At 61.9% G+C, this 20,336-nt stretch carries 19 protein-coding genes and 2 pseudogenes; 10 read left to right on the plus strand and 11 right to left on the minus strand.

Going from position 1 to position 20,336, the window contains the following annotated elements; translation table 11 throughout:
* Positions 1-7: 7 nt before the first annotated feature.
* The 5 genes from BM403_RS20450 to BM403_RS20470 are packed head-to-tail and all read right to left on the minus strand — an operon-like array spanning position 8 to position 4,261.
* Positions 8-652: a tetratricopeptide repeat protein gene (locus BM403_RS20450; protein WP_012724300.1), complete on the minus strand. Its 645-nt coding sequence runs from the start codon at positions 650-652 to the stop codon at positions 8-10.
* Positions 649-1,458 carry an SDR family oxidoreductase gene (locus tag BM403_RS20455; protein ID WP_093544442.1) on the minus strand — a complete coding sequence of 270 codons (810 nt, stop codon included), beginning with the start codon at positions 1,456-1,458 and terminating at the stop codon, positions 649-651. Before BM403_RS20455 ends, BM403_RS20450 begins: the two co-directional genes overlap by 4 nt.
* A complete protein-coding gene (locus tag BM403_RS20460) occupies positions 1,445-2,119 on the minus strand; it encodes an iron-containing redox enzyme family protein (protein WP_012724298.1) in 675 nt (224 codons plus the stop codon). Before BM403_RS20460 ends, BM403_RS20455 begins: the two co-directional genes overlap by 14 nt.
* Entirely contained in the window at positions 2,116-3,594 is a 1,479-nt protein-coding gene (locus BM403_RS20465) for an AMP-binding protein (protein ID WP_093544445.1), read from the minus strand. The genes BM403_RS20460 and BM403_RS20465 overlap by 4 nt, the downstream gene beginning before the upstream one ends.
* Positions 3,584-4,261, minus strand: coding sequence for a thermostable hemolysin (locus BM403_RS20470; RefSeq protein ID WP_012724296.1), 678 nt, complete (start codon positions 4,259-4,261; stop codon positions 3,584-3,586). The genes BM403_RS20465 and BM403_RS20470 overlap by 11 nt, the downstream gene beginning before the upstream one ends.
* Positions 4,262-4,452: 191 nt before the next feature.
* Between BM403_RS20470 and BM403_RS20475 the strand changes: the two genes are divergently transcribed.
* The 6 genes from BM403_RS20475 (at position 4,453) to xylB (ending at position 11,155) form a co-directional block, all read left to right on the plus strand.
* Positions 4,453-4,995 (plus strand): cytochrome b, encoded by a 543-nt coding sequence (locus BM403_RS20475; protein ID WP_043205360.1) that lies wholly within the window; start codon positions 4,453-4,455, stop codon positions 4,993-4,995.
* Positions 4,996-5,159: 164 nt separating this feature from the next.
* Positions 5,160-6,689: a sugar ABC transporter ATP-binding protein gene (locus BM403_RS20480; RefSeq protein ID WP_012724294.1), complete on the plus strand. Its 1,530-nt coding sequence runs from the start codon at positions 5,160-5,162 to the stop codon at positions 6,687-6,689.
* A complete protein-coding gene (locus BM403_RS20485; protein WP_012724293.1) occupies positions 6,682-7,659 on the plus strand; it encodes an ABC transporter permease subunit in 978 nt (325 codons plus the stop codon). The genes BM403_RS20480 and BM403_RS20485 overlap by 8 nt, the downstream gene beginning before the upstream one ends.
* 34 nt (positions 7,660-7,693) lie before the next feature.
* Positions 7,694-8,626 (plus strand): ABC transporter substrate-binding protein, encoded by a 933-nt coding sequence (locus BM403_RS20490; RefSeq protein ID WP_012724292.1) that lies wholly within the window; start codon positions 7,694-7,696, stop codon positions 8,624-8,626.
* Between the two features lie 21 nt (positions 8,627-8,647).
* Positions 8,648-9,640, plus strand: a complete 993-nt coding sequence (locus BM403_RS20495) for a LacI family DNA-binding transcriptional regulator (protein WP_093544448.1) — start codon at positions 8,648-8,650, stop codon at positions 9,638-9,640.
* 15 nt (positions 9,641-9,655) lie between these two features.
* The gene (xylB, locus tag BM403_RS20500) at positions 9,656-11,155 is read left to right on the plus strand and encodes a xylulokinase (protein WP_093544451.1); all 1,500 of its coding nucleotides are present in this window, start codon (positions 9,656-9,658) and stop codon (positions 11,153-11,155) included.
* Here the strand turns inward: xylB and BM403_RS20505 are convergent.
* Both BM403_RS20505 and BM403_RS20510 read right to left on the minus strand, forming a co-directional pair.
* A complete protein-coding gene (locus tag BM403_RS20505) occupies positions 11,127-11,702 on the minus strand; it encodes a hypothetical protein (protein ID WP_012724289.1) in 576 nt (191 codons plus the stop codon). The two genes, xylB and BM403_RS20505, sit on opposite strands and share 29 nt — an antisense overlap.
* A gap of 120 nt (positions 11,703-11,822) precedes the next feature.
* Complete coding sequence (locus BM403_RS20510) at positions 11,823-12,263, minus strand: Lrp/AsnC family transcriptional regulator (protein WP_012724288.1); 441 nt, start codon at positions 12,261-12,263, stop codon at positions 11,823-11,825.
* A gap of 109 nt (positions 12,264-12,372) precedes the next feature.
* Between BM403_RS20510 and BM403_RS20515 the strand changes: the two genes are divergently transcribed.
* Entirely contained in the window at positions 12,373-13,275 is a 903-nt protein-coding gene (locus BM403_RS20515; RefSeq protein ID WP_093544454.1) for a DMT family transporter, read from the plus strand.
* Here the strand turns inward: BM403_RS20515 and BM403_RS20520 are convergent.
* The 3 genes from BM403_RS20520 to fabF form a co-directional block, all read right to left on the minus strand.
* Positions 13,253-15,232: a peptidase U32 family protein gene (locus BM403_RS20520; RefSeq protein WP_012724286.1), complete on the minus strand. Its 1,980-nt coding sequence runs from the start codon at positions 15,230-15,232 to the stop codon at positions 13,253-13,255. The two genes, BM403_RS20515 and BM403_RS20520, sit on opposite strands and share 23 nt — an antisense overlap.
* 105 nt (positions 15,233-15,337) lie before the next feature.
* On the minus strand, positions 15,338-15,718 hold the full coding sequence (locus BM403_RS20525; protein ID WP_012724285.1) for a RidA family protein: 381 nt from the start codon (positions 15,716-15,718) through the stop codon (positions 15,338-15,340).
* A gap of 64 nt (positions 15,719-15,782) precedes the next feature.
* A complete protein-coding gene (gene fabF, locus BM403_RS20530; protein ID WP_046036328.1) occupies positions 15,783-17,051 on the minus strand; it encodes a beta-ketoacyl-ACP synthase II in 1,269 nt (422 codons plus the stop codon).
* Between the two features lie 107 nt (positions 17,052-17,158).
* Here fabF and BM403_RS20535 point away from each other — a divergent pair, with 107 nt between their 5' ends.
* The 3 genes and pseudogenes from BM403_RS20535 to BM403_RS32585 all read left to right on the plus strand — a co-directional run.
* Positions 17,159-17,647 carry a winged helix-turn-helix transcriptional regulator gene (locus BM403_RS20535; protein WP_093544456.1) on the plus strand — a complete coding sequence of 163 codons (489 nt, stop codon included), beginning with the start codon at positions 17,159-17,161 and terminating at the stop codon, positions 17,645-17,647.
* A 123-nt stretch (positions 17,648-17,770) separates the two neighbouring features.
* A pseudogene (locus tag BM403_RS32580) lies at positions 17,771-18,538 on the plus strand (PAS domain-containing protein); the annotation flags it as partial.
* A gap of 111 nt (positions 18,539-18,649) precedes the next feature.
* Positions 18,650-19,126 (plus strand): annotated as a pseudogene (locus tag BM403_RS32585) (methyl-accepting chemotaxis protein); the annotation flags it as partial.
* A 310-nt stretch (positions 19,127-19,436) separates the two neighbouring features.
* On the opposite strand, the gene BM403_RS20550 reads toward BM403_RS32585, so the two are convergent.
* Positions 19,437-20,306 carry an isocitrate lyase/PEP mutase family protein gene (locus tag BM403_RS20550; protein WP_012724281.1) on the minus strand — a complete coding sequence of 290 codons (870 nt, stop codon included), beginning with the start codon at positions 20,304-20,306 and terminating at the stop codon, positions 19,437-19,439.
* Positions 20,307-20,336: the final 30 nt, after the last annotated feature.

The following is a 20,336-nucleotide window of genomic DNA, read 5'->3' on the forward strand; positions in this document are numbered from 1 at the left end:
CTCCTGGTCAGTTGAGTTTTTTATGGATGTCGGCCAGTAGGCTTTCGATCTCTTTGCGCCGCCCGGCATCGGCGGTTTCCCGACCGGGTCGTGGCGCGGCCAGCAGGGCTTTTTGCAAAGCCTCACGCGCTTCGCCATAACGCTTTTGCCGGTACAGGTGGTCTCCCCAAAAGTACAGACTATCAATGCCCGCCGGGTTGAGTTGCAAGGCCTGTTTCAGTAACTGTTGCGCCTTGTCGGCATCGCCGAAGCCGATTGGCCAGCCGGGTACGCGGTCGTACAACGCCGCCAGGCTGGTGTAGGCGGAGCCTTGCAGTGCCTTCGGGTCCAGGGCGAGGGCTGTTTCCAGATCGACCTTGGCCCGCTTGACCTTGCTCAACGCACCGAGCCCGCCTTGGGCACCGGCCCAACTGCTGGTGACAATCCCCGACCAGATCCACGCCTCGGCGGTCTGTGGGCGGGCCTGGGTGAAAGCCGTCGTCTGGGCGGCCAGTTGTTCGAACGCTTGGGTACGTTGTTCCTCCGGCAGGTTGTATTGGATCTGTGCCCAGCGTGCCTGGATATCGTTCAGGCGCTGCTGGTCGGCGGTGTCCAGCGCCCAGGTGAAGGGGCTCAAGGCACAGAGCAGCAGCGCGGCAAGCAGTCGTTTCATGGTTTCAGGTCCTTTTTCACGGGTTTATCGATCAAGCGACGTACCAGCGGCAGCTGTTTACGTAACCCTCGGTCGACCAGGTTCGGCCACAGGCTGTTGAGGCGCACAAAGAAGCGCTCCGGCCAGCCCAGGTACAGGTCGCGACGTTCGTTGGCAATCGCCTGGATGACCGCGTGCGCCACCGTGTTCGGGTCGTCGACATTGGCCTTGAGCGCATCGTTCAAGGCCTGTGCCGCCGGGCTGTTCATCGGGGTGCGGGTCGCACGTGGCGCCACGTACAGCACGCCGACACGGGTGTCGGCCAGTTCCCGGCGCAAGGCTTCGGAAAAACCGCGCAAGGCGAACTTGGTGGCGCAGTAGGTGGCGTAGCCGGGGTAACCGATGGAGCCATAGGTCGAGCCGACATTCACGACCATGGCGCTCGGCGCTTGCTTGAGCAGCGGCAGCAGCAGCTTGGTCAGGCAGATGGGCGCGGTAATGTTGAGTGCCAGCATGCCGTTGATTTCGTTGTCGTCCAGCTGTTCCAGCATGGCAAAGTGGTTGATACCGGCGGCGTTGATCAGCAGGTTCACCCCCCCGATGGCTTCGGCGGCGGCCAGCACCTTACGGCGGTCAGCGAGGAAGGTCAGGTCGGCACCGACCCAGCACAGCTGCTGGGGGTAGCGCTCAAGCAAGCCCTCCAGCGGCACCCGATGACGGGCCACGGCCAGCACCCGCGCGCCGCTGGCGCACAGGGCGGTGGCAATTGCCAGGCCGATGCCACCGCTGGCGCCGGTCAACACCACGCGCGCATCAGACAGGCGCATCGGAAGCCTCCCCGAGGCGCGGCAGACTACGGAACATGTCGGTGTACAGGGCGTAGACCACCTTGGATGCGCGGATCACCGCGGCTTGGTCGTCGGGGTCTTCCAGGCTGTTCATCAAGCGTCGGTAGGTTTCCATGTGGCCGATGTCCAGGGCTCCGTGGGAGTTCAGGTAACTGAACGCCGTGTCAGGCAGATGCAAACGCTCACGGATACTGCCGGCCGCATGGGTGGCCAGGGCGATGCTGGTGCCTTCCAGCACATTGACCATGCCGAACAGGCCGACCGGGTTGTCACGGGCGATCAGGTCATAGAGGTAACTGACCATCAGCTCGATGGGCAAGCCAGGGCGCCCGTCACGCACGGCGTCCTGGTCACCGCCACAGGCGGCGATGTCATTGAGCACCCATTGTTCATGGCCATATTCATCCTCGATGTACTCACAGACGGCCTTGCGCAACCACTCCAGGCGCGACGGCAGGCGCGCACCGCAGGCCATCATCAACGGCACGGTATGCCGGACGTGGTAGTAAGCCTGAGTCAGGAACGCGCGATAGCTTTCCAGGCTGACCTTGCCCTCCAGGGCCTCCCGAATAATCGGCAAATTGAACAGTGCCTGGCGTTCCTGCTGGGTGGCTTCTTGAAGCGTGTCGAAAAAATTCACGATGAGGTTTCCTCGTTGAGTCGCGGGGCAAGTTGGGCTTGATACCGGGCGACGATAGCGTCGCGCCGTGGTCGACCATTGGCGGTGAGCAGGCCATTGGTTGCGGTAAAGGGTTCTGCCAGGCGTGTCCAGCGATGTACCTGGGCGTAGTCGGGCAAGCCGACGTTGGCCTGCGCCACGGCGGCGGCCAGTTGGCTGTCGCTGCAGTCGGCGCGATGAGGCCAGAGCAAGGCGTGGTTCTCCGGCAGCGCTTCGCCATAGACGAACGCCTGGGCGATGACGCCGTCCTGCGTCAACTCGGCCTCGACCCAATCGGGGTTGACGTTGCGTCCGTAGCTGGTGACGAATTGATGCTTCTTGCGGCCCTTGAGGTAAAGAAACCCGTCCGCGTCGAAGTCACCGAGATCGCCGGTGGGCCACCATTGTTCGGGCTGACCGGGCTGGCCCAGGTAGCCGAGCAGTGTCGAGCCCTTGATCAGCACCTCATCGTCTTCGGCCAAGCGAATTTCAACATGGGGCAACGGCCGCCCGACACTGCCTGGACGCTGCGCCCCGGGGGCGTTCAGGCATACCACAGAGGCACATTCCGAGAGCCCGTAACCTTCGTAGACCGGCATGCCCAGCCGGTGTGCGCGTTGCAGCAAGGCCTTGGACACACGGGCACCGCCGACGGCGGCAAATCGCAGGCCCTGGGGGCTGAATGCCTTTTGCTCGGCGGCGATCACCAGCATCAACAGCAATTGCGGAACCAGGATCAGGCTGTGGGGCTGGCGCGTCGCCAGGCACCCGAGCAACTGTGCGGCGTCTACCGCGCTGGCGCCCTGGATGCCCAGGCTCTTCTGGCTGGGCACACTCAGCGTGGCGCCGGCATACAGCGCCGCGTAGCAGCCGAGGTTTTCCAGCAAAATCGCAATGGGCAACAGCGCCAGGTGATGGCGCGGATCGGTGATGTGGCTCGCCTGGTGCAACTCGCGGGCGACCCGAAGCAGGCTGTCGGCGCTCAGGCAGACCCCCTTGGGCGTTCCGGTGGTGCCGGACGTGAACGTCACCTTGGCAGTGCCCGAAGGCATGGAAGGTCGGCCTTCAAAGCCGCGGCACCAGAAGTCGCCGGATTGACGGTAACCGCCGGCCAGCAATTCTGCCTCCAGGTAAGGCTCGGCGATCACCCGTTCGGCGTGACTCTGTTCAAGGCAGTGGATGCGCTGGGCCGGACTGAAGAACGGCGGGAGAGTCAGGCAAGTCAACCCTTCGAACAACACCGCCAGGTCCCACAGCATCGCGTCCACGCCGTTGTCCAGGGCCAGGGCCACGACCTTGACGCCCTCATCGCGCAGGCGCTCCTGTCGATACGCCACTTCGGCGAACAATGAGGTGTAGTCCATTTTCATTGCGTCACCCCACAGAGCGATGGCGCCATCGTTGCGTTCGGCATGGCCGCGCAGTACGGCGTGGAAGCGACAGGTTTCAGGCGACATGGCTGGTGTCCTCGATCGTGGTAGGCAACCCCAGGCGCGCGAACAGGCCCATGTTGCGCAAATGGACGAATCCGGCGCGGATATTGCCGACATGCACCCAGGGTTGGCTTTCGTAGTAACTGCCCCAGTGGTGGCGATCATCGCCCAGGCGCTGCGGGTCGGCCGCGCAGAGGGTGACGGGCTTTAAGCCGAGGCGGTGGAAGCTGTTGACCAGGCCGATATTGCCGGTGAACGCCACCCACTCCAGGCCCCCCATGGCGAGCAGCCAGGTAATGGCGATGATGCTCAGGCGCGCACTGCCGGTATCGCTGGCCGCGAGGTTGCCGACTTCGGCAATGGCGCTGCGCTCTACCGGGTGTTCGGCGGCGGCGCTGATCAGCGGCTCGACCGCATGGTCCAGATAACGCTCCAGGAACAACGGCTCAGCGCTCGCCAGGCGTACGCCGGCGACGGCACACAGGTCACCGCTGGCCTGGCTGACGCCGAATAGCTGCGGCATGAAATGGCGGATATCGGCCCCGTGGGCGATGCGAAAACGCTGTTGGATAAACGCTTCGAAGTCAGGGCGCTGAGGGTCTTGGGGCAGGGCGCGAGCCAGGCGCAACGGTGCGCTGTCGGCCTGGCCAAACAGCAGCGGTAATGGCGTGTTCCAATCGATATCGGGCATTGGCGTTACGCCTCCCCAGTGAAGTTGGGAGGAGTATCAAAGGCATTTCTTAACGAAGTCTGAAGGTGGCGAAAATGTGGCGAAAATGACCGTTCTATCGATCTTCAGATTGCCTTAAGACTTGTCGGGCAGGGTGGCGCCGACTCTTCCCGGCCACGTAAGGCCGCCCTCCTGCACAAGGTGTGTTTCCCATGAGCGACCCCCTGATCACGCAACGCTACGCAAGGCTATCGATGACGCTGCACTGGTTGATGCTGGCGCTGTTCGTCGGCGTCTATGGCTGCATTGAAATCAAAGGCCTACTGCCTCGCGGCCATGCGCTCAAGGGCGTGCTCCTGGGCGGGCACGCACTGTTCGGCATCGGAATTTTCCTGCTGGTCTGGCTGCGCCTGTGGGCGCGCCTGGCGCCGCGGCCACCGATTGTGCCGCGCCCACCTGCCTGGCAGACGGGCGTATCGCACTTGATGCACATGGCGTTGTACGGCCTGATGATCGTTACGCCGCTACTGGCCTGGTTGATGCTCAACGCCGCCGGCAAACCGCTGCCTTATCTGGAGTTCCCATTGCCCTCGCTGGTGGCGCCTGACCCGGATCTGGCCAAGCAGTTCAAACACTGGCATGAGTGGCTGGGCAGTGCCGGTTACTGGTTGATCGGCCTGCACGCGGTAGCGGGGCTGTTCCACCATTACTGGGTACGGGACAACACCTTGCTGCGCATGTTGCCAAAACGTTAGAAATGCCGAAATAGCTAAAAAAGCGCTTGATGAAACGTTTCATCTTGCGACAAACGGCGCAAGCAAGCGCTTGCGTAAGCAAATGTATCTGATTAGAGTCGGTGGCAATCGGCTCTGATCCAAGGAGCGCGAATACAAAAATAATAAAATCCAGGAGCTCATAGATGAGCCTTGAACCCTTGCTTGAGATGCAGGGCATCAGCAAAACCTTCAACGGTTTGCGCGTGCTCAAGAATGTCGGCCTGAAGGTCTACCCCGGCGAAATCCACGCCTTGATGGGGGAGAACGGCGCCGGCAAGTCCACCCTGATGAAAATCCTCTCCGGCGCCTACCAAGCCGACCCTGGCGGTGAAATCCGCATTGGCGGTCAAACCATTCCCACCTTCGACCCTGCCACCGCCAAAGCCCTCGGCATCGCCGTGATCTACCAGGAACTGAGCCTGTGCCCCAACCTGAGCGTGGCCGAGAACATCTACCTGGGCCGCGAACTGCGGCGCGGTTGGACCATCGACCGCAAGGGCATGGAGGCCGGTTGCATCGAAGTGCTGCAACGCTTGGGCGCGGAGTTCACCCCGGCAACGCGGGTCAGCAGCCTGTCGATCGCCGAACGCCAACTGGTGGAAATCGCCCGCGCCTTGCACGCCCACGCCAAGATCCTGGTCATGGACGAACCGACCACGCCGTTGTCTTCCCGTGAGACCGACCGCCTGTTCGCGCTGATCAAACAGCTGCGCAGCCAGGGGTTGGCGATCATCTATATCAGCCACCGCATGGCCGAGATCTATGAGTTGTCGGACCGTGTGTCGGTGCTGCGCGACGGCCAATACATCGGCGAACTGACCCGCGAGGCGCTGTCGGCCGAAGTGCTGGTGAAAATGATGGTGGGGCGCGACCTGTCCGGCTTCTACAAGAAGGAACACGCGGCGTACAACCCCGGCAACGTGGTGATGCGTGTGCGCGACATGGCCGACGGCAAGCGTGTGCGCAACTGCAGTTTCGACCTGCATGCCGGGGAAGTGCTGGGCATTGCCGGCTTGGTCGGGGCAGGGCGCACCGAGCTGGCGCGCCTGATCTTCGCGGCCGACCCGCGCACCTCCGGCACGCTGGAAGTGGTCGGCAAGACCGTCACGCAACTGCGCACCCCGGCGGATGCCATTCGCGCAGGCGTCGTTTACCTCACCGAAGACCGCAAGGCCCAAGGCCTGTTCCTGGACATGAGCGTGGCCGACAACATTAACGTCTGCGCCTGCGTGCCGGATGCCCATGCCGGCGTACTGGATCGCGGGCATGCCGCGCAGCGCGCCACGGACGCGATCAAGTCGCTGTCGATCCGCGTGGCGTCGGGCAAGGTCAATGTCGGCGCCTTGTCCGGCGGCAATCAACAAAAGGTGCTGCTGGCGCGACTGCTGGAGGTCAAGCCGCATGTGCTGATCCTCGACGAGCCCACGCGCGGCGTGGACATCGGCTCCAAGTCCGAAATCTACCGCATCATCAATCAACTGGCCCAGGCCGGCGTTGGCATCGTGGTGATCTCCAGCGAACTGCCGGAAATCATCGGCACCTGCGACCGCGTGCTGATCATGCGCGAAGGCCAGTTGGTGGCTGAAGTCGGCGGCGCGTCAGGCCAGGTTATTTCCCAGGAACGTATTATTGACCTCGCCACCGGTGGCGATCAGGTGGTAGCCAATGGCTGAATTGAATGTTGCAACAATCGGTAAAGCTGAGCGCGCACGCGAACTGATGCGCACAGTGGGTATGTTGCCGGTGCTGATCCTGTTGCTGGTGGGCTTTGCCTTGGCCAGTGAGAACTTCCTGACGGTGCAGAACCTGTCGATCATTACCCAGCAGGCCTCGGTGAACGTGGTGCTGGCGGCGGGCATGACCTTTGTGATCCTCACGGCGGGGATCGATCTGTCGGTGGGCGCGATCCTGGCGGCGTCGGCTGTGGTGGCGTTGCAAGCGTCAATGTCGCCGCAGTTCGGCATGTTCGGGATCGCCGCCGGTATCGGCTTCGGGCTGCTACTCGGGTTGGTCAACGGCGGGTTGATCGCCTTCATGCGCTTGCCGCCGTTTATCGTCACCCTCGGTGCGTTGACCGCCATGCGCGGCCTGGCTCGCCTGCTAGCGGACGACAAGACCGTCTTCAACCCGGACCTGCCGTTTGCCTTTATCGGCAATGATTCGATCCTCGGTGTGCCCTGGCTGGTGGTGATCGCCGTGGCGGTGGTGGCGCTGTCGTGGTTCATCCTGCGCCGCACGGTGATGGGCGTGCAGATCTATTCGGTGGGCGGCAACCCTGAAGCGGCGCGGTTGTCGGGGATCAAGGTGTGGAAGGTGCTGCTGTTTGTCTACGCCATGTCCGGCGCCTTGGCCGGGCTGGGCGCGGTGATGAGCGCGTCGCGCCTGTTCGCCGCCAACGGCCTGCAACTGGGGCAATCCTATGAGCTGGATGCGATCGCCGCGGTGATCCTCGGCGGCACCAGCTTTACCGGCGGCGTCGGCACCATCGGCGGCACGCTGATCGGTGCGCTGATCATCGCGGTACTCACCAACGGTTTGGTGTTGCTGGGCGTCTCGGACATCTGGCAGTACATCATCAAGGGCATCGTGATCATTGGCGCCGTGGCGCTGGATCGTTATCGCCAGTCCGGTGCGCGGACCTGATTTCACTCATACAACAATCACAAGAGAGACCCGCATGAACCTTAAACGCATGTTTCCCGTCATTGCCTTGGCTGCCCTGATGTCCCACGTCGTCGAGGCCCGAGAGTTGAAAGCGCTCGGCATCAGCATGGGCTCACTGGGCAACCCGTATTTCGTGACCCTGGCCGACGGCGCGACCGCCAGGGCCAAGGAATTGAACCCCAACGTCAAGGTCACCTCGGTGTCCGCCGACTATGACCTGAGCAAACAGTTTTCGCAGATCGATAACTTCATCTCCTCCAAGGTCGACCTGATCCTGATCAACGCCGTCGACCCGTCCGCAATGGCCTCGGCGATCAAGAAAGCCCGCGACGCCGGCATCGTCGTGGTCGCCGTGGACGTGGACGCCAAGGGCGTGAACGCCACCGTGCAGACCGACAACGTCGAAGCCGGCAAGCTGGCCTGCCAGTACCTGGTGGACAAGCTGGCCGGCAAGGGCAATGTGATTATCCAGAACGGCCCGCAAGTCACCGCCGTGACTGACCGGGTCAAAGGCTGCAAGTCCGCACTGGCGGCCGCGCCGGAGATCAAGGTGCTGTCCGATGACCAGGACGGCAAGGGTTCCCGCGAAGGCGGCCTGAACGTGATGCAGGGCTATCTCACGCGCTTCCCGAAAATCGACGGACTGTTCGCGATCAACGACCCGCAAGCCATCGGCAGCGACCTGGCGGCCAAGCAGCTCAAGCGCAGCGGCATCATCATCACCTCGGTGGACGGTGCGCCGGATATCGAGAACGCGCTGAAGACCGACACGCAGATCCAGGCATCGGCCAGCCAGGACCCCTGGGCCATGGCGCAAACCGCAGTGAACGTGGGCAATGACATTCTCAACGACAAAGCCCCTGCCGAAGCGATTACCCTGCTCACGCCAAAACTGATTACCCGCGACAACGTCGCTACCTACAGTGGTTGGTCGAGCAAACATTGATCCAGTGAGAGGAACTGCACCGTGGTGACCATGGATGACGTGGCAAGCCGGGCAGGGGTGTCGACGTCGACCGTGTCACACGTGTTGAACGGCACCCGCAAAGTCAGCCCGGCCACGGTGCAGGCGGTGCAGCACGCGATCCAGGCGTTGGGGTACATCCCCAACACCCTGGCGCGCTCGCTGGCCCGCTCCAGTACCAACACCATCGGCGTGGCGATTTCTGCACTGTCCAACCATTACTTCAGCGAAACCGTGCACGCGATTGAAACCGAGTGCGCCAAGCACGGCTTCATGATGCTGTTTGTCGATACCCACGACGACCCGGAGCAGGAATTGCGGGTGGTCACGGCGCTGCATCATCGGCGGGTCGACGGGATTGTGCTGGCGCCGTCAAACGGCTCCAAGGCCCTGGCGTACCTGCGAGCCAACGAGATTCCCGCGGTGCTGGTGGACCGCATGATGAGCGAGCACTTCGACCAGGTCGGGGTGGAGAATGCCCAGCCGACCCAGGCCCTGGTTGAGCACCTGATTGCCCATGGTCACCGTCGGATCGGCTTTATCGCCGGACGCGAGGGGTTCAGCACCACCGACGAGCGCGTTGCCGGGTATCGGGCTGCGCTGCAGGCGACGGGGCTGGCGTTTGATCCGCAACTGCTGGTCAACGGCGGCTCCAATACTGAGCCCGCCCGCCAAGCCACGGTGCAGCTGCTCGCCTTGGCGCCACCGCCCACGGCGATCATGGCCGGTAACAACCTGATGACGCTCGGCGCCATGCAGGCCCTGCGTGACGCGCAGATCGACGTGCCGTCACAGATGGCCCTGGTGGGCTTTGATGATTTCGACTGGGCGGATTTTTTCGTGCCGCGCCTGACCTTGATCGCTCAGCCGGTCCAGGCACTTGGCGCCCAGGCGGTAAACCTGCTGTTGCAACGCATGGCGTGTCCCACCGCACCGCCCCACAGCGTGCGCCTGGCGCCGACCTTGCAATGGCGTAATTCATGTGGCTGTGATTGATTGGAAGACCTGCATATGAGCCGTCCTGTTTCCCTCGGCATTGACCTCGGCACCTCGGAACTCAAGGCCATCCTGATGGACCTCGAGGGGCAGGTGCTGGCCCACGCCGGCGTGCGCCTGAGTGTGTCGCGGCGCCATAGCGGCTGGTCCGAGCAGGCGCCGGAAGACTGGTGGCAGGCGTGTTTACAGGCGCTGACCGAGTTGCGTGGGCATGCGGCGTTTGCCCACGTGGCCTGTATCGGCCTGTCCGGGCAGATGCACGGCGCGGTATTGCTGGGGGCTGACAACCGCGTGTTGTACCCGGCGATCCTGTGGGATGACTCCCGCGCCATCGCCGAGGCCGAGCAACTGGGCGCGACGTTCGCGGACGTGACCGGCAGCTTGCCGATGGCCGGGCTGACCGCGCCGAAACTGCTGTGGCTGCAACAGCATGAGCCAGCGGTGTTCAAGGCCATCGACTGCGTGTTGTCACCCAAGGATTACCTGCGTTTGCGCTTGAGTGGCGAGCGTATCAGCGAAATGTCCGACGCTGCAGGTACGTTGTGGCTGGATGTGGCACGGCGTGAGTGGTTCGTCCCGATGCTGCGAGCAACAGGCCTCACGCTTGAGCAGATGCCCAGGTTGGTGGAAGGCGGTGCCGCCAGCGCTGGGTTAAACGTGGACGGACTGGGCTTGCCTGCTTCGGTCGTTATCGCCGGCGGCGGTGGCGATAACCCGGTGGCGGCGGTGGGTATCGGTGCAATCAATGCAGGGGACGGGTTTATCACCCTGGGCACCAGCGCGGCCATCGTCGCCATCACCGACCACGCCGCCGGCAACCCGGCCAGCGCGGTACACAGCTTCTGCCATGCACTGCCGGACCGCTGGTACACCATGGGCGCGATGCTCGCCGGCGCCAGTTGCCTGCGCTGGGTGACGCGCCTGACGGGCATGCCGGATGAACAAACACTGTTGGATCAGGTGCAGGCGCAATTGCCGATGGGGCGCCCGGTGCCCCTGGACACGCCCTTGTTCCTGCCTTACCTCGCCGGTGAACGCACGCCGCATAACGACCCGTTATTGCGCGGTGGCTTTATGAGCCTTGGCCATGACTGCACGCCAGCCATGCTGGGTTATGCGGTGATGGAAGGGGTGGGGTTTGGTTTGCTGGATGCGTTGCACGCGGTGGAGTCCGCCGGGGCCAACTTCGGCGCCTGCGCCCTGGTCGGCGGCGGCGCGCGGAGTGAATATTGGGCGCAGTTGTTGGCCAATATCCTGCAGCGGGAGGTCTTCACCTTGCACGGCAGTGAGTTGAGTGCCTGCATTGGTGCGGCCAAGTTGGGGTTTATGGCGATTGGGCAGGGTGAGCCATTATTAGCGGCAGGGATGTCTGTCAAGGCGCGCTATAAGCCGGACAGCGCGCTAGAAGTGAATCTGCACGCCCGTTATAGCATGTTCCAAGGCTTACTTCCGGCAGCTCAGGGATTGAGCCCCGCGAGCATGGAGGCTACAGGGGCTTCGTCAAGCCAATATTAATCATGGCCAAAACGACGATACAGGTCGCACTGGTGCCCAAGAGGATGAAGTAATGCTTGAAGAACTTTCGGTTGCTACCTATAAGCGGCGCGAATGCCCAGAATGCCGCCATGAATAGCATTTCTGTGGTTGATAGCGTTTGTTGGCTGTTGTTTAGGTAGAACGGGGCAATCAGGAGTACACAGGCGGTGAATGCTATCGCGGCCCTCGTCCCTGCTGCTTCTGCCTTGTTTGTCCAGTCCGTTCCGGCAATCATCGATCTGAACCAACAAGCCAATATAATCAGCATCGACAGTAAAAAGTCCATGGAGCTTTTTGTGAGATGAATATCTGCCAGTGAGAACAGCTCCGTCACCGGATCCCTGATCCACAATTGGTAGACGCTCAGCGTGTCTCTGAATATCCCCCTCCACTTGACGATGCCATCCGACAACGATGCCAGTGAGTTGACCATCGCAATAATCGGAATGACTGAGTAAACCTTAAAAAGTGAATTGCCTGTCTTCATATGACTGAGCATTTCGTCCCAATCTTCTTTTAAACTCATACTACGTCCCTAGAATACCTGTCTCGAAAAGATAGCAAATAGCCACAACTGGATCTATCTGACTGAACCCGCAACGGATCACATCAGGCCCATATGTCGCGATGCTGCGCACTTCAGCGACTAGTCACACAGCGGCGGCAAGCGCCGTTTCACCGGGGTTTTCTTGACGATCGCCGTGTTGGTTTCGGCATACGCGTTGATCCGGTCGAGCAAACTGTCGAGATGGTCCATGGTGCGCACGTGCAACCGCGCGATGAAGCAGTCTTCGCCCGTGACCTTGTCGCACTCGGTGAATTCGGGGATGGCCTGGATCTGGCGCTCCACCTCCTGCAATTTGCCCGGCAACGGGCGGATGCGCACGATGGCTTGCAGCAGGTAGCCAAAGTGCTTGGGGTCGATGTCGACGGTGTAGTGGGTGAGCACGCCGCGCTCTTCCAGGCGGCGCAGGCGTTCGCCAACGCTGGGTGACGACAGCCCGGTGATGCCCGCCAGGGCCTTGAGGGACAGGCGCGAGTCGTCCATCAAGGCGGCGATCAGTTGCTGGTCGATGGTGTCGATCATGGTATTTGCCTAATAAGAAAAGGTGATCTGGCGGTTTTGCCTTTTTTAGTCGCTGGAGCCACTGACCCGCAGATTGCCATACTTGAGCCTCACTTGAGGAGCCTCAATCATGGATACATCCACCCGTCGCGGGTCGTGGGAAATGGTCGCCGCCATGCTGATCTCGGGCACCATTGGCTGGTTTGTCTTGGTCTCCGACGTGTCGGTGATCGAAGTGGTGTTCTGGCGCTGTGTCATCGGCGGCCTGACACTGTTGCTGGTGTGCGCACTGCTGGGCTACTTGCGCCTGGACCTGCTGAGTTGGGCCACGTTGGGCCTGGCGATGCTCAGCGGCGTGGCGATAGTCGGCAACTGGCTGCTGTTGTTCGAATCCTATTCCCGCGCGTCGATTGCCATCAGCACGGCGGTGTACAACGTGCAGCCGTTCTTGTTGGTGATGCTGGCAGCGCTGTTCCTGGGTGAAAAGATCACCGTGCAGAAATTGGCGTGGCTGAGCGTGGCGTTCCTGGGGATGCTGGCGATTGTCACCGCTCATGGCGATCAACAGACCGGCGACGATTACCTGGCAGGCATCGCATTGGCATTGGGCGCGGCCTTCCTGTACGCCATAGCGGCGCTGATCATCAAACGTCTAAAAGAAGTGCCGCCGCATTTGATGGCGTTGATCCAGGTGACCACCGGCGCGCTGTTACTCGCGCCGAGGGTGCCTTGGCATAGCCTGCCGGACTCGACCAACGCCTGGACGGCAGTGGTGACGCTCGGCGTGGTGCACACCGGTTTGATGTATGTATTGCTGTACGGGGCGATCCAGAAGCTGCCCACGGCCATTACCGGCGCACTGTCATTTATCTACCCGATTGCGGCGATCTTCGTTGATTGGATCGCCTTCGGGCATCGCCTGGGCTGGCTGCAATGGCTGGGGGTGGCGGCCATTCTATTGGCGGCTGCAGGGTTGCAGCGGGGCTGGTGGTGGCCCCGCTCCCGCAGGGTTAGTGCGTGCCCTGAAAGATGATATTTTCCGGATTGAAATGCTCCACCACGCTGCCCGGCTGCGGTAGCCCGAGGATGTGCCCCTTGATCTTGCCCACCACGTGCATCTCGCAGGGTTTGCAGTCGAACTTCAGGGTCAGCACTTCGTCGCCGTGGATCAACTGCATCGGCGCGACCTTGGTCTTCACGCCCGTCACGCCCTTGGCCTGTTTAGGGCACAGGTTGAACGAGAAGCGCAGGCAGTGCTTGGTGATCATCACCGGGACTTCGCCGGTTTCTTCGTGGGCTTCGAAGGCGGCGTCGATCAGCTTCACACCGTGCCGGTGGTAGAAATCACGGGCTTTCTGGTTGTAGACGTTAGCCAGGAACGACAGGTGCGCATCCGGGTAGACCGGCGGCGGCGAGGTTTCTGCCTTGCGGCCACCGCGTGGGTGAGCGGCGATGCGAGCGGTGGTCAGCGCCTCGATCACTTCGCGGCGCAAGGCCTTGAGCTGCGAATTGGGGATGAAGAACGCCTGCGGCGCATCCAGCTGAATGTTCGTCGCGTGGTACTCGGTAGTGCCCAGTTGGCCGAGCAGGTCACGCAGGGTGTCCAGCGCCTGTTCCGGCTTGTTGGCCACACCAAACGGGCCGCGCAGGGTGACGCTGGCGCTGATGCCTTCTTCACTGGTGGCGACGACTTCAAGCTGCTCTTCACGCAAACGAGCAACCCAGGACAGGCCGATACGGCGCTCGGACGAGGTCTTCAACAGCGCCTGTTGCCAGTTGTGATCGAGGTTGCGGTTCAGCGGGTGGTTCGGGCGCAGTTGATGCAGGCCGGCCGGCATTTCATTCGGCTCGACGCGGTAGCGGTAGCGCTTCTCGCCGTCTTCCTCGAACTCACCTTTAGGCTCGGCGATGTTGGCGCGGAAACCCACCACTTCGCGTTTGACCAGCACATTCAGGCCGTCGCCATTGGACAGCGGCTCATGGGTGACCACTTGCAGGTCGCGCTTGCCGGCTTTTTCCACCACGCCCACCGGCAGGCCGGTGAAGGTCGGGGTGTCGAAGGCGCCGATGTCGATCTTACGGTCACTGACGAAATAGTCGGTGCTGCCACGGTGGAAGGTTTTTTCCGGGTCGGGCAGGAAGAAGTGCGCGGTGCGGCCGCTGGAAGCACGGGCCAGGTCCGGGCGGTCTTCGAGAATCTCGTCGAGGCGCTGACGGTAATAGGCGGTGATGTTCTTCACATAGCCCATGTCCTTGTAGCGGCCTTCGATCTTGAACGAACGCACGCCGGCTTCGACCAGGGCGCGCAGGTTGGCGCTCTGGTTGTTGTCTTTCATCGACAGCAGGTGCTTTTCAAAGGCCACGACGCGGCCCTGGTCATCTTTCAAGGTGTACGGCAGGCGGCAGGCCTGGGAGCAATCGCCACGGTTGGCGCTGCGGCCGTTCTGCGCGTGCGAGATGTTGCACTGGCCGGAGAATGCCACGCACAGGGCGCCGTGGATGAAGAACTCAACGGCGGCCTCGGTTTCGTCGGCAATGGCGCGGATCTCTTGCAGGTTCAGCTCACGGGCCAATACCAACTGCGAGAAACCGGCCTGGTCGAGAAACTTGGCGCGGGCCAGGGTGCGAATGTCGGTCTGGGTGCTGGCGTGCAGCTCGATGGGCGGAATATCCAGCTCCATCACGCCCAGGTCTTGCACGATCAACGCGTCGACACCGGCGTCGTAGAGCTGATGGATCAGCTTGCGCGCGGGTTCCAGTTCGTTGTCGTGCAGGATGGTGTTGATGGTGGTGAAGACGCGGGCGTGGTAACGGCGGGCGAATTCCACCAAGGAAGCAATGTCGCTCACGTCGTTACAGGCGTTATGGCGGGCGCCGAAGCTAGGCCCGCCAATGTAGATGGCGTCGGCGCCGTGCAAAATGGCCTCGCGTGCGATGGCGACATCGCGGGCAGGGCTGAGCAATTCCAGGTGGTGCTTGGGCAAGGACATAGTTTTTTTAGTCAGGCTTGTCACGGTCGAGGCGGGCATTGTAGCGATGAAAACCCCTACAAGCATCCGCGCATTGTCCGATTGTGACCGCTGGTGGAGCCTGACTCAGGCTTTGGCAGCCATCGCGGTGACTTCCACGCGCATACCCTCTACCGCCAACGCGGCCACGCCAACTGCCGCACGCACCGGCCAGGGCTTGGCGAAGAAGCGTTTGTAGACCTCGTTGAAAGCGGCGCGGTCGGCCATGTCCGTCAGATAAATGGTCAGGTGCATCACCCGGTCCATGCCGCTGCCGGCCTTTTCCAGGGCGACTTTCAGGGCTTGAAGGGTGCATTCGCTCTGCTGGGTGATGTCGCCCAGTTCCAGGCTGCCGTCGGCGCGGGTCGGGATCTGGGTGGACACCAGGATGCCGTTGAAGCCGATCACGTCGGAAGAAATCGAATCGGCATCCGGGTCCGGGGTGTAGTGCAGGTCGTGGTTGGCCATGGGCGCCTCTCGTTGGCAGGTTCAGAAAGGCGCCATGGTCCCCGAAAATGACGGAGGGGGCAAACTACGCCCAGCGGCGGAACAGTACGCTCGCATTCACGCCGCCAAAGCCGAAGCCATTGGACAGCGCGTACTCAATCGGCATTGGCCGGGCTTGACCACGCAGCAGGTCCAGACCGTCAGCAAGGGCGTCGGGGTTTTCCAGGTTGAGCGTCACCGGAGCCACTTGGTCGCGCAGGGCGAGTACGGTGAAGATGGCTTCGATCCCGCCCGCCGCTCCGAGCAGGTGGCCGGTGGCGGATTTGGTCGAACTGATCGCCAGGCTGCCGCCCGTACCGAAGACCGTTCTGATTGCGGCCAACTCACCTTTGTCACCCACTGGGGTCGAGGTGGCGTGGGCGTTCAAGTACTGCACCTGATCCGCATTGATACCGGCCTGACGCAAGGCCTGCACCATCGCGCGTTGCGCACCGTCGCCGTCCTCCGGGCCCGCGGTCATGTGATAGGCATCGGCGCTGGTGCCGTATCCGACCAACTCTGCAATCGGTTGCGCGCCCCGCGCCAGGGCGTGCTCCAGCGCTTCGATGACGAGAATACCGGCGCCTTCACCCATGACGAAACCGTCGCGTGCCTGGTCGAAAGGGCGGGAGGCGCGTTCGGGCGTGTCATTGAAGTCGCTGGACAATGCCCGCGCCGCCGCAAAACCGGCGAGGCTGACCCGATGGATCGCCGCTTCGGCACCGCCACACACCGCCACATCGACTTCACCGGCGCGAATCATGCGCGCGGCGTCGCCGATGGCTTGTACACCGGCAGCACAGGCGGTGACCGGTGCACCCAACGGGCCTTTCAACCCGTAGTTGATCGACACATGCCCGGCGGCCATGTTGCTCAGGAAGGAGGGGATGGTAAACGGTGACAAACGCCGTGGGCCTTTGCTGTCGGTGGTACGCACCGCATCGGCGATCGCTGGGAAACCGCCCACGCCTGAGGCAATGATGGTGGCCGTGCGCGCCTGCTGTTCGGGCGTCTCAGGCGCCCAGCCTGCTTGCTTCAAGGCTTCATCCGCCGCCGCCAGGGCGAACAGGATAAAGCGGTCCATTTTGCGCTGTTCCTTGGCCGCCAGCAGCCGATCGGGGTCAAACCCGGCTTCGGGGTCCTGCAGCACGCTCTGGACTTGGCCACCGATGCTCACGGCCAGGTCTCCGATCAACGCTTGCGGCAAGCGACGAATGCCCGACTGCCCGGCCAACAGGCGTCGCCAGGTTGTCTCCACGTCAGCGCCCAATGGCGTCAACGCGCCCATGCCTGTCACAACGATGCGTTTACTCATGATCAATCGACTCCAGTTGCGTTTAGGGTACAGACTTTATGGACGTCACTATCATCATGAAAGTAACATGGCATCACACACCTTTGCACCGACCGATAGGAACTTCCATGCAACGCAAATCCCTGACTCGCGACGAATGCCCCATCGCCCGTAGCCTTGAGCGGGTAGGGGAGTGGTGGAGCATCTTGATCATGCGCGACGCGCTGCAGGGCTTACGCCGTTTCGATGAGTTCTCACGCAGCCTGGGCATCGCGCCCAATATGTTGACGCGCCGCCTTAATGCGCTGGTGGAGGCCGGCATGCTGGAGCGTCGGCCATACAGCGAGCGGCCGCCGCGCGACGAGTATGTGCCGACGGCCAAGGGTGAGGACTTTCGTATGGTGCTGATGTCGCTGGTGGCCTGGGGTAATCGGCACTACGCCGAGGAGGGCACCAGTGTCGAGTTGGTGGAGCGGGGCACCGGGCGTCCGCTGCAGCCGATATTGGCGAACGAACAGGGGCATATCGTGTCGTTGGAGAACTGCGTTTTGCAGGCCGGCCCGGCCGCCAGCGACGGCATGCGCGAGCGTTTGGCGTCGCTCGCCGCAAAGCCTTGAATCACGCGGTTTCCAGCAATAATTTGGCGCCAGAAAATAAACATTTTTGCCGCATAAAGTCGTGTATTTCTCAGCCGATAGCCAATGAAGAAACCAGTTTTTCCGCACGGCTGAGGGCACGTCATGTTCAACACAACACTCAAGACAGAACTGGCGGCCAGGACGGCCGAAGCCACTGAATACAAAGGACTGATTGCTGCACTGGAACGCTCCATGGCCGTGGTCGAATTCGACCTCAACGGCAAGGTGCTGCGGGCCAACGACAACTTCCTCAAGACCCTCGGTTATCGCGCCGATCAATTGGCCGGCAAGTCCCACCGTGACTTCTGCCTGCCAGAGCTGACCAGCAGCCCGGCCTACAGCCAGTTCTGGACTGACCTGAAGGCTGGCAGGTTTGTGTCAGGCACCTTCAAACGGGTGGACGCCAACGGCAAGACCGTCTGGCTGGAGGCCAGTTACAACCCGGTGCTGGATGAGCGTGGCCAGGTACTGAAAGTGGTCAAGTACGCCTTGGACGTCACCGCCAAAGTCGAGCAAGAGGCAGCGACTCGCAGCAAGCTGGCCGCGCTGGACCGAGCAATGGCAGTGATCGAATTTGATTTGAGCGGCCAAGTGCTGGACGCCAATGCAAACTTCTTGAACGTCATGGGTTATGGGTTGGCAGAAATAAAAGGCAAGCACCATCGCCTGTTTTGCGAACCGGTGCTGATCAACAGCAGCGAATACACAGACTTCTGGCGCCGCTTGAACAACGGCGAGTTCTTCACCGGGCAATTCAAGCGCCTGGGCAAGCATGGCCGGGTGGTGTGGCTGGAGGCGAGCTATAACCCGGTCTACGACGGCGACGGCAAGCTGGTCAAGATCGTCAAGTTCGCCAGCGATATCACCGAACGCGTGGAAAAGTTCGAGGAAGACTCTCGTGGTGCTTCCCGGGCCTACCATATCTCGTCCGAGACCGAGCGGTTTGCCGAACATGGCACTCAGGTGATCCAGGAGACCGCCACTGAAATGCGCCGCATCGCCGACAACATCGGTGCGTCTGCACGGCTGGTGGGACAGTTGGGCGACCGATCCGAGCAGATCACCGCCATCGTCAACACCATTCGCGGCATCGCCGACCAGACCAACCTGTTGGCACTCAACGCAGCCATCGAGGCCGCGCGGGCAGGTGACCAGGGGCGCGGCTTTGCGGTGGTGGCCGACGAAGTGCGGCAACTGGCCGGGCGGACCAGCCGCTCAACGGCGGAAATTGCCGAGATGATCGGGATGATTCTCTCGGAAACCCGCGATGCGGTGAGCAGCATGAGTTCGACCCAGGAAGGCGCACAACGCGGCGTCAACCTGGCCGACCAGGCGGGCTCGGTGATCCTGCAGATTCGCACCAGCACCCGTGATGCGGTGGAGGCGGTCAGCATGTTTGCATCGAAGCTGGATGAGTCAGACGTGATTCCCAAAACCGCAGTCGGCTGGGTGGGCTGATGTAGCGAGGGAGCTAGCTATAAGGGCGCAGCTGTCTTGCTATGAGGTGGCTTTCTGTGGCGAGGGAGCTTGCTCCCGCTGGGGCGCGAAGCGGCCCCGTTCTAAAGGGACTGCTGCGCAGTCCAACGGGAGCAAGCTCCCTCGCCACACGGATAGTCGACGGTCAGCCGCAGCTCATTCAAATCGCCGAGGAGGGCAGTGATGGCTTCAACGTCATGTTCCCGAGGTTACCGGGTGGGCTGGATGACGTTTTCGATGAAGGCGTTATCGGAAAAGGAGGGGCATTGCACCCCTCGTTCCGGTTTGAATCTTACTCTTTGACGTCCATGAACTCTTCAGCCCAAGCCACGTAGTTTTCCGGCAAGGTGTACGTGTGGGTCAGTTCGGTAGCGCTCAGGTTATCGGTGCTATGGGTCAACTGGCGCTGAGCACGCAGGCTGTCGTAGGTCGCCTTGATCGCGGCAAAGTAGGCGCCGTGACCAGCAACCACTACACGCACACCGAGGCTGGCCAGACGTTTGGCGTCATTCAGTTTAGGGTTGCCATACGTCACCAGCATCAGCGGCACCGTCAGGTTCTCCGCGATCTGCTCGAGGTGCTCAAAATCAGCCACACCCACCATACAAATCCCATCGGCACCGGCTTTCTGATAAGCCAGGGTACGCTCGATAACCGCTTCAGTCGGCAACACGCCAGCATTGGTGCGGGCAATGATCGACAGTTCTGGATCAACACGCGCTTCCAGCGCGGCGCGGACCTTGCCGATGCCTTCTTCAATGGAGATCAGGTCAGTGGATTTACGCCCGAACTGCGCAGGCAGCAGCGTGTCCTCAATGGTCAAGGCGGCCACACCGGCACGCTCAAGCTCCTCAACGGTTCGCATCACGTTAAGGGCATTGCCGTAGCCGTGGTCGGCATCGGCAATGAACGGCAGTTGGGCAACGCGACCTATACGGGTGGCTTGTTCGACGAACTCACTCAGCGTGATCAGCGCGAAATCGGGTGCGGCCAATACCTGCAACGAGGCAACGGAGCCACCGAGGATGCCGACTTCGAAACCCAGGTCAGCGGCGATACGCGCCGACATCGGGTCAAAGACGGAAGCGGTTTCAACGCAGGTTGGGGTGGCAAGCAATTCACGGAATGTGCGGCGCAGGGCTGAGTGAGAAATCTTTGGCATGGGCTTTCCTGGTTCTGGTCATCGTCTTGT

This window comes from Pseudomonas sp. OV546 (genome assembly GCF_900116845.1).
Taxonomy (GTDB): domain Bacteria; phylum Pseudomonadota; class Gammaproteobacteria; order Pseudomonadales; family Pseudomonadaceae; genus Aquipseudomonas; species Aquipseudomonas petroselini.

What these genes read in the sequence shown, in the direction of transcription:
- BM403_RS20480 (WP_012724294.1), top strand. Translation starts at nt 5,160, where the DNA reads ATGAGCCTTGAACCCTTGCTTGAGATGCAGGGCATCAGCAAAACCTTC.
- fabF (WP_046036328.1), bottom strand. Translation starts at nt 17,051, where the DNA reads ATGAGTAAACGCATCGTTGTGACAGGCATGGGCGCGTTGACGCCATTG.
- BM403_RS20505 (WP_012724289.1), bottom strand. Translation starts at nt 11,702, where the DNA reads ATGAGTTTAAAAGAAGATTGGGACGAAATGCTCAGTCATATGAAGACA.
- BM403_RS20490 (WP_012724292.1), top strand. Translation starts at nt 7,694, where the DNA reads ATGAACCTTAAACGCATGTTTCCCGTCATTGCCTTGGCTGCCCTGATG.
- BM403_RS20485 (WP_012724293.1), top strand. Translation starts at nt 6,682, where the DNA reads ATGGCTGAATTGAATGTTGCAACAATCGGTAAAGCTGAGCGCGCACGC.
- BM403_RS20525 (WP_012724285.1), bottom strand. Translation starts at nt 15,718, where the DNA reads ATGGCCAACCACGACCTGCACTACACCCCGGACCCGGATGCCGATTCG.
- BM403_RS20535 (WP_093544456.1), top strand. Translation starts at nt 17,159, where the DNA reads ATGCAACGCAAATCCCTGACTCGCGACGAATGCCCCATCGCCCGTAGC.
- BM403_RS20475 (WP_043205360.1), top strand. Translation starts at nt 4,453, where the DNA reads ATGAGCGACCCCCTGATCACGCAACGCTACGCAAGGCTATCGATGACG.
- BM403_RS20510 (WP_012724288.1), bottom strand. Translation starts at nt 12,263, where the DNA reads ATGATCGACACCATCGACCAGCAACTGATCGCCGCCTTGATGGACGAC.
- BM403_RS20515 (WP_093544454.1), top strand. Translation starts at nt 12,373, where the DNA reads ATGGATACATCCACCCGTCGCGGGTCGTGGGAAATGGTCGCCGCCATG.
- BM403_RS20520 (WP_012724286.1), bottom strand. Translation starts at nt 15,232, where the DNA reads ATGTCCTTGCCCAAGCACCACCTGGAATTGCTCAGCCCTGCCCGCGAT.
- BM403_RS20450 (WP_012724300.1), bottom strand. Translation starts at nt 652, where the DNA reads ATGAAACGACTGCTTGCCGCGCTGCTGCTCTGTGCCTTGAGCCCCTTC.
- BM403_RS20465 (WP_093544445.1), bottom strand. Translation starts at nt 3,594, where the DNA reads ATGTCGCCTGAAACCTGTCGCTTCCACGCCGTACTGCGCGGCCATGCC.
- BM403_RS20455 (WP_093544442.1), bottom strand. Translation starts at nt 1,458, where the DNA reads ATGCGCCTGTCTGATGCGCGCGTGGTGTTGACCGGCGCCAGCGGTGGC.
- xylB (WP_093544451.1), top strand. Translation starts at nt 9,656, where the DNA reads ATGAGCCGTCCTGTTTCCCTCGGCATTGACCTCGGCACCTCGGAACTC.
- BM403_RS20470 (WP_012724296.1), bottom strand. Translation starts at nt 4,261, where the DNA reads ATGCCCGATATCGATTGGAACACGCCATTACCGCTGCTGTTTGGCCAG.
- BM403_RS20550 (WP_012724281.1), bottom strand. Translation starts at nt 20,306, where the DNA reads ATGCCAAAGATTTCTCACTCAGCCCTGCGCCGCACATTCCGTGAATTG.